This is a genomic window from Achromobacter sp. (genome assembly GCF_036567245.1).
Classification (GTDB): domain Bacteria; phylum Pseudomonadota; class Gammaproteobacteria; order Burkholderiales; family Burkholderiaceae_B; genus Achromobacter.
Genome location: NZ_DATCUY010000480.1, coordinates 1 through 5869, shown reverse-complemented (window position 1 = coordinate 5869; position 5869 = coordinate 1). Strand labels below are relative to the sequence as shown.

The following is a 5869-nucleotide window of genomic DNA, read 5'->3' as shown; positions in this document are numbered from 1 at the left end:
AGGTCGTAGTGCTCGCCTCCCAGCCCGAGGATCGTGGCGCGCATCGAGCGCCCCATGTCGAAGGCGAAGATGCGCGAGCCGCGATAGCGGCGGAACTGCATCGCCAAAATGGCGAGCAGTACCGACTTGCCCATGCCGGTCGGGCCAGCGACCAGCGTGTGGCCCACGTCGCCGATGTGCGTCACCAGCCGGAACGGCGTCGCGCCATCGGTGCGGGTGACGATCAGCGGCGGGCCGCCCAGGTGGTCGTTCTTCTCCGGCCCGGCCCATACCGCCGACAGCGGCATCATGTGCGCCAGGTTCAGCGTCGAGACGATGGGCTGGCGCACATTCGCATAGGCATTGCCGGGAATGGACGACAGCCAGGCATCGACCGCGTTCAAGGTTTCGGGGATGGTGACGAAGCCCCGGCCCTGGATGACGCGCTCCACCATGCGCAGCTTTTCATCGGCAGCGGCCGGGTCGGCGTCGAGCACCGTCACCGTGGCGGTGAGGTAGCCGAAGGCGACTTGATCGCTGCCCAGCTCCTGCAAGGCGGCATCGGCATCGGCCGCTTTGTTGCTGGCGTCGGTATCGACCAGCGGGCTTTCCTGCTGGAAGATGGTTTCGCGCAGCAGCGCCACCACGTTCTTGCGCTTGGCGAACCACTGGCGGCGCAGGCGGCCCAACTCCTTTTCCGCCTCGGCTTTGTCCATGCAGACAAAGCGCGTACTCCAGCGGTAGCCAAAGCCCAGGCGGTTGAGGTCGTCCAGCAGGCCCGGCCAGGTGGAAGTCGGAAAGCCCCGTACCGACACCACCCGCAGGTGCTGGTCGCCCAGCGTCGGCGCGAGGCCGCCGACCAGAGCGGAATCGGCCAGCAGCGCGTCGATATGGAACGGCACTTCCGGCACGCTCACGCGGTAGCGCCGCGTGGACACCGTGGCGTGCAGGTAGGTCAGCGTTTCAGCGTCATCGAGCCAGGCGATTTCCGGCATCACACCATCGAGCAGGTCAAAGACCCGATCCGTTTCCGCCACGAAGGCATCGAGCCGGCCGCGCCAGTCCACGCCGTCGCTGGGCGTGTTCTCGTAAAGTAGCTTGGCGGCGCGGGCGCGGGATTCCTCCGGCGGCAGGTAGGCCAGCGTCAGGTGATAGCCGCTCTCGAAGTGATGGCCCGATTCCTCGAACGCGGCACGGCGTTCTTCCTCCACCAGCCACGACAGTGGTTCGGGGAAGTCGGAACGCGGATAGTCGGCGGCGGGACGGCGCTCGGCCTCGATGAACAGTGCCCAGCCCGAACCCAGCCTGCGAAGCGCGTTGTTGAGCCGGGCCGAGGTGGCGATCAGTTCGCCTTGCGTGGCGCTGTCCAAGTCCGGTCCGCGAAAGCGCGCCGTGCGCTGGAAAGCGCCATCCTTGTTCAAGATGACGCCCGGCGCGATCAGCCCGGCCCAGGGAAGCCAGTCGGCCAGCAGCGCGGGCCGCTGGCGGTATTCGGCAAGGTTCAGCATGGCGGCATCCCCCTACACGTCCAGCAGCGGCTTGTGCTTGATGTGCCGGGCAAACACGACCATGAACTGCGGATCGACGCGCGCGCCCCACACCGCCAGCGAATGGCCGACGATCCAGAGCACCACGCCAGGAATCCAGAGTTGCAGGCCCAGTCCGACGGCGGCGGCCAGCGTGCCGTTCGCAATGGCGACCGTTCGCGGCGCACCGCCCATGAGGATCGGTTCGGTCAGCGAGCGATGCAGCGGCACCTCGAAGCCCGGAAGATCGTTGGCCGTACTCATACGACAGCCCCGCCGGAGAAGCTGAAGAAGCTCAAGAAGAACGAGGACGCAGCGAAGGCGATGGACAGGCCGAACACAATCTGGATCAGCTTGCGGAAGCCGCCCGACGTATCGCCGAAGGCGAGCGCGAGGCCCGTGGCGATGATGATGATGACCGCGACGATGCGCGCCACCGGCCCCTGAATCGACTCCAGAATGGATTGCAGCGGCCCTTCCCAGGGCATCGAGGAACCGGCGGCCTGTGCCGTGCCAGCCAGCAACAGCAGCAGCGCGGCCAGCAGCAGACCTTGCCCCGCCGGGTGGGCTAGGCTGCGCAGCCGCGCAAGGCTGGACAGGCGGGGAAGCGGATTTACGGAAAAGCGGAAAGCGTGAGCGTGCATCTGCGTCATGGCAGTTCTCCAGGTTGGTCAGGGGACGGAGAAGAAAGCGGCGGCAACTCGGGAAACGGCGTTTCCAGCGCGTCCGCCAGGCGATAGCCCATGCCGTCGAAGCCGACGACGCGGGCAATGCTTCCGACGCGGCGCTTGCGGCCACGTCCGGCGATGTGGATGACGACGTTGACCGCCTCGGCGATCAGCGCACGCGGCGGGTTCACCGCGACTTCGAGAATCAACTGTTCGAGGCGCAGCAATGCGCCCAGCGCGGAACCAGCGTGGATGGTGGCGATGCCGCCGGGGTGTCCCGTTCCCCACACTTTGATGAGGTCGAGGGCTTCGCCGCCGCGTACTTCGCCGACGATCACGCGGTCGGGGCGCAAGCGCATCGTGGCGCGCACCAGCTCGGTCATCGACACGACGCCGGCGCGGGTGCGCAGCGGTACATGGTCGCGGGCCGCGCATTGCAGCTCGATGGTGTCTTCGAGCACCAGCACGCGGTCGCCCGTGGCGGCGATCTCGGCCAGCAGCGCATTCGCCAGCGTGGTCTTGCCGCTGCTCGTGGCTCCGGCGATCAAGATATTCTGGCGCTCGCGCACGGCGCGGCGCAGGAAGTCCGCTTGGCTTGCGGTCAGGATGCCGTCGCTGACGTAGCGATCCAAGCCGATGATGCTCACGGCCCGCTTGCGCAGCGCGAAGGCCGGGCCAGGCGCGGCCGGCGGCAAGATGCCCTCGAACCGCTCGCCGGTTTCGGGTAACTCGGCGGTCAAGAGCGGTTGGCCGCGATGCACTTCCGCGCCGACGTGCGCGGCCACCAGGCGAATGATGCGTTCGCCATCGGCTTCGGGCAGTTCGACGCCCAGCGGCGTGCGGCCAGACGACAACCGATCCACCCATAGGGTGCGGTCGGGGTTGAGCATGATTTCCACCACGTCCGGGTCTTCCAGCGCGGCGGCGATCAGCGGCCCCATTGCCGTGCGCAGCATCTGGATGCGGCGATCCAGCGAGGTCGCGGCCGATGAACGGGGTTCGGGCGGGATCTGCGGGACGGCGCTCATGAGGCACGCTCCGCAGCACGTTCATGGGCTTCGGCCTGCGCCGCCGCGTCATCCATCCGCATTGGGTCGGGGTGCAGTTCCTCCACCACATCGCGCACCAGGCTGCGCCCGCGCAGCAGGTGGCGGCCCAACTGTTCAACGAACTGCTCGAAACGGGCCTTGCCCTGCGCGCGGGCCGCGTCCTGATGCGCTTCGGGCACCGGCGTGCTGACCGTCAGGAAGTAGCGCACGAACAGCGCCAGCGTTTCGATCTGGATGTTCTGGTCGCGCTCCAGTCGATCGGCCTGCCGCGACAGGCGATCCAGCCGCTTGGCGATGGCCGCCTCGCGCTGGTCGCCCGCGTCCGGCGACAGCCAGGACGCCAGCGCCGCCGCGACGATGGACGACTTGGACACGCCTTTCTTGGCGGCCAGTTCTTCCAGCCGCTTGGCGTGCTCGTGCTGGATGAACAGATTGAGGCGGTATTGGCTCATAGGTCGATTCCGTCGTTGGGGTCGAGGGAAGCCAGCCGGGCCGTGCGCTGCATGGCCGGGTCGAGCTGGCCGGGAAGCGGTAGCGGCAGGTCGTCGTCGTCATCGAGCAGCCCCAGGTCATTGCCTGCGGACAGCGGTTCGGGGCTGTATTCGGTAACTTCGGATAGCTCCGGCTGGCGGCGCGGGCCGCCGTCATCGGTGCCGCCCAGGTCGTCGGCGGATGCTGTGGCCGGCGCGGCGGGTACGGCCGACGACGGCGGCCCGCGCCGCCAGCCCGAGCTATCCGAAACCGTCGCCTACGACCCCGAATTGGCTGCGCCCGCGGCCGACCTCGGGCTGCTCGATGACGACGACGATTTGCCGCTTCCCCTCCCGCGCCAGCTTGATCCAGCCATGCAGCGCACGGCCCGGCTGGCTTCCCTCGACCCCAACGACGGAATCGAGCTATGAGCCACTACCGCCTCAACCTGTTCATCCAGCCGGAGCACGCCAAGCGGCTCGATGAGCTGGCCGCCAAGAAAGGCGTGTCCAAGTCATCCATCGTCGCGGCGGCGCTTGCATCGTGGCTGTCGCCCGATGCCGCCGACCAGCGCGAGGCAGCCATCGCCAAGCGGCTGGATCGCCTCTCGCGCCAGGCCGAGCGCATGGAGCGCGACCAGAACATCCAGATCGAGACGCTGGCGCTGTTCATTCGCTACTACCTCACGGTCAGCACGCCAGTCCCCGAAGCGCACCAAGAGGCCGCTCGCGCACAGGGCAAAGCGCGCTTCGAGCAGTTCGTTGAACAGTTGGGTCGCCACCTGCTGCGCGGGCGAAGCCTGGTGCGCGACGTGGTGGAGGAGCTGCATCCCGACCCGATGCGGATGGAGGACGCGGCGGCAGCCGCGCAAGCGCAGGAGCGTGTGTCATGAGCGCCGTTCCGCAGTCCATGAGTGCCACGTCGCTCGACCGCCGCATCCAAATGCTGCGCACGGCGATGGGGCCGCTGATCGCCGCCGCGCTCGAAGACCCGGACGTGGTGGAGGTGATGCTGAATCCTGATCGCACCCTTTGGGTGGATCGGCTTTCCAGTGGACGCGCGCCGATGGGCGTGGAACTGCCCGAGGCGGACGGCGAGCGAATCATCCGCCTTGTCGCCGCCCACGTCGGCGCGGAAGTCCATCGCGGCCAGCCGCTGCTGTCCGCCGAGTTGCCCGAAACGGGCGAACGCTTCGAGGGCATCTTGCCGCCGGCCGCGCCGGGACCGGCCTTCGCGCTGCGCAAGCGCGCCATCGGCGTGATTCCGCTGGAGCGGTACGTCATCGACGGGATGATGACCAGCGCGCAGGCGGGCTTTCTCGTTCGCGCCGTCCGCGAGCGGCAGAACGTCTTGATCGCCGGCGCCACCAGCAGTGGCAAGACCACGCTTGCCAATGCGTTGCTGGCCGAAATCGCCGCCACCGGCGACCGCGTGCTGGTGCTCGAAGACACGGTGGAACTGCAATGCGCGGCCCGCGACCACGTTCCCCTGCGCACCCGCGCAGGCGTGGTGTCGATGACCGAACTGGTGCGCTCGTCCATGCGTCTGCGGCCGGATCGCGTCGTCGTCGGCGAGGTGCGCGGCGCCGAGGCACTGGATCTCATCAAGGTGTGGGGCACGGGCCATCCGGGCGGCATCGCCACGATCCATGCCGGCTCCGCATTGGGCGCGCTGCTGCGCCTGGAGCAACTGATTCTCGAAGTGGCGGTGAACCCGCCGCGTGCGCTGATCGCAGAGGCGGTCAACGTGGTGATCCACATCGCCGGGCGCGGGCGCAAGCGCCGCATCGAGAGCATCGCCCGCGTCGTCGGCTTCGACGGCGTGGGCTACCAATTGGCGGACGCGCTGGAAACGCCGTTTCCCGAGCTGCCGCCACGTCCCGATGCCGCCCCCGCTGCGGCGACTTCCCCATCCCCTCACTCACTTGGAGAACTGCCATGACGCAGATGACCATTCCTGCTTTCCGTTTTTCTGCAAATCCGGCTTTGCGTCTTGCGCGGCTGCGCTGCCTGGCCCGCCCTGCGGGGCAAGGGCTGCTGCTGGCCGCGCTGCTGTTGTTCCTGGCCGGAACCGCGCAGGCCGCCGGTTCCTCGATGCCGTGGGAAGGCCCGCTGCAATCCATCCTCGAATCCATCCAGGGGCCGGTGGCGCGCATCGTCGCGGTCATCATCATCAT

Annotated in this window: 7 protein-coding genes and 3 pseudogenes; 4 read left to right on the top strand and 6 right to left on the bottom strand. The window is 68.1% G+C overall.

Annotated elements, in window-relative coordinates; all coding sequences use genetic code 11:
• The 6 genes and pseudogenes from VIR09_RS20425 to VIR09_RS20400 all read right to left on the bottom strand — a co-directional run.
• Nucleotides 1-1487: pseudogene (locus VIR09_RS20425) on the bottom strand (conjugal transfer protein TrbE); the annotation flags it as partial.
• Nucleotides 1488-1499: 12 nt separating this feature from the next.
• Nucleotides 1500-1769 carry a VirB3 family type IV secretion system protein gene (locus VIR09_RS20420; protein ID WP_023110640.1) on the bottom strand — a complete coding sequence of 90 codons (270 nt, stop codon included), beginning with the start codon at nucleotides 1767-1769 and terminating at the stop codon, nucleotides 1500-1502.
• Entirely contained in the window at nucleotides 1766-2158 is a 393-nt protein-coding gene (locus VIR09_RS20415; RefSeq protein WP_023110641.1) for a TrbC/VirB2 family protein, read from the bottom strand. Before VIR09_RS20415 ends, VIR09_RS20420 begins: the two co-directional genes overlap by 4 nt.
• Nucleotides 2155-3201, bottom strand: a complete 1047-nt coding sequence (gene trbB / locus VIR09_RS20410) for a P-type conjugative transfer ATPase TrbB (protein WP_023110642.1) — start codon at nucleotides 3199-3201, stop codon at nucleotides 2155-2157. The genes VIR09_RS20415 and trbB (VIR09_RS20410) overlap by 4 nt, the downstream gene beginning before the upstream one ends.
• A complete protein-coding gene (locus VIR09_RS20405) occupies nucleotides 3198-3674 on the bottom strand; it encodes a hypothetical protein (protein WP_023110643.1) in 477 nt (158 codons plus the stop codon). The genes trbB (VIR09_RS20410) and VIR09_RS20405 overlap by 4 nt, the downstream gene beginning before the upstream one ends.
• Nucleotides 3671-3922 (bottom strand): annotated as a pseudogene (locus tag VIR09_RS20400) (conjugal transfer protein TraG); the annotation flags it as partial. The pseudogene VIR09_RS20400 and the gene VIR09_RS20405, both read right to left, overlap by 4 nt.
• Between VIR09_RS20400 and VIR09_RS20395 the strand changes: the two are divergent.
• The 4 genes and pseudogenes from VIR09_RS20395 to VIR09_RS20380 all read left to right on the top strand — a co-directional run.
• Nucleotides 3915-4124 (top strand): annotated as a pseudogene (locus VIR09_RS20395) (conjugal transfer protein TraG); the annotation flags it as partial. The pseudogenes VIR09_RS20400 and VIR09_RS20395 sit on opposite strands and share 8 nt — an antisense overlap.
• Entirely contained in the window at nucleotides 4121-4585 is a 465-nt protein-coding gene (locus VIR09_RS20390) for a CopG family transcriptional regulator (protein ID WP_260731235.1), read from the top strand. The pseudogene VIR09_RS20395 and the gene VIR09_RS20390, both read left to right, overlap by 4 nt.
• Nucleotides 4582-5634: a P-type conjugative transfer ATPase TrbB gene (trbB, locus tag VIR09_RS20385; RefSeq protein ID WP_260731236.1), complete on the top strand. Its 1053-nt coding sequence runs from the start codon at nucleotides 4582-4584 to the stop codon at nucleotides 5632-5634. The genes VIR09_RS20390 and trbB (VIR09_RS20385) overlap by 4 nt, the downstream gene beginning before the upstream one ends.
• The coding region (locus VIR09_RS20380; RefSeq protein ID WP_208531840.1) for a TrbC/VirB2 family protein at nucleotides 5631-5869 on the top strand (239 nt) is incomplete at its 3' end. The genes trbB (VIR09_RS20385) and VIR09_RS20380, both read left to right, overlap by 4 nt.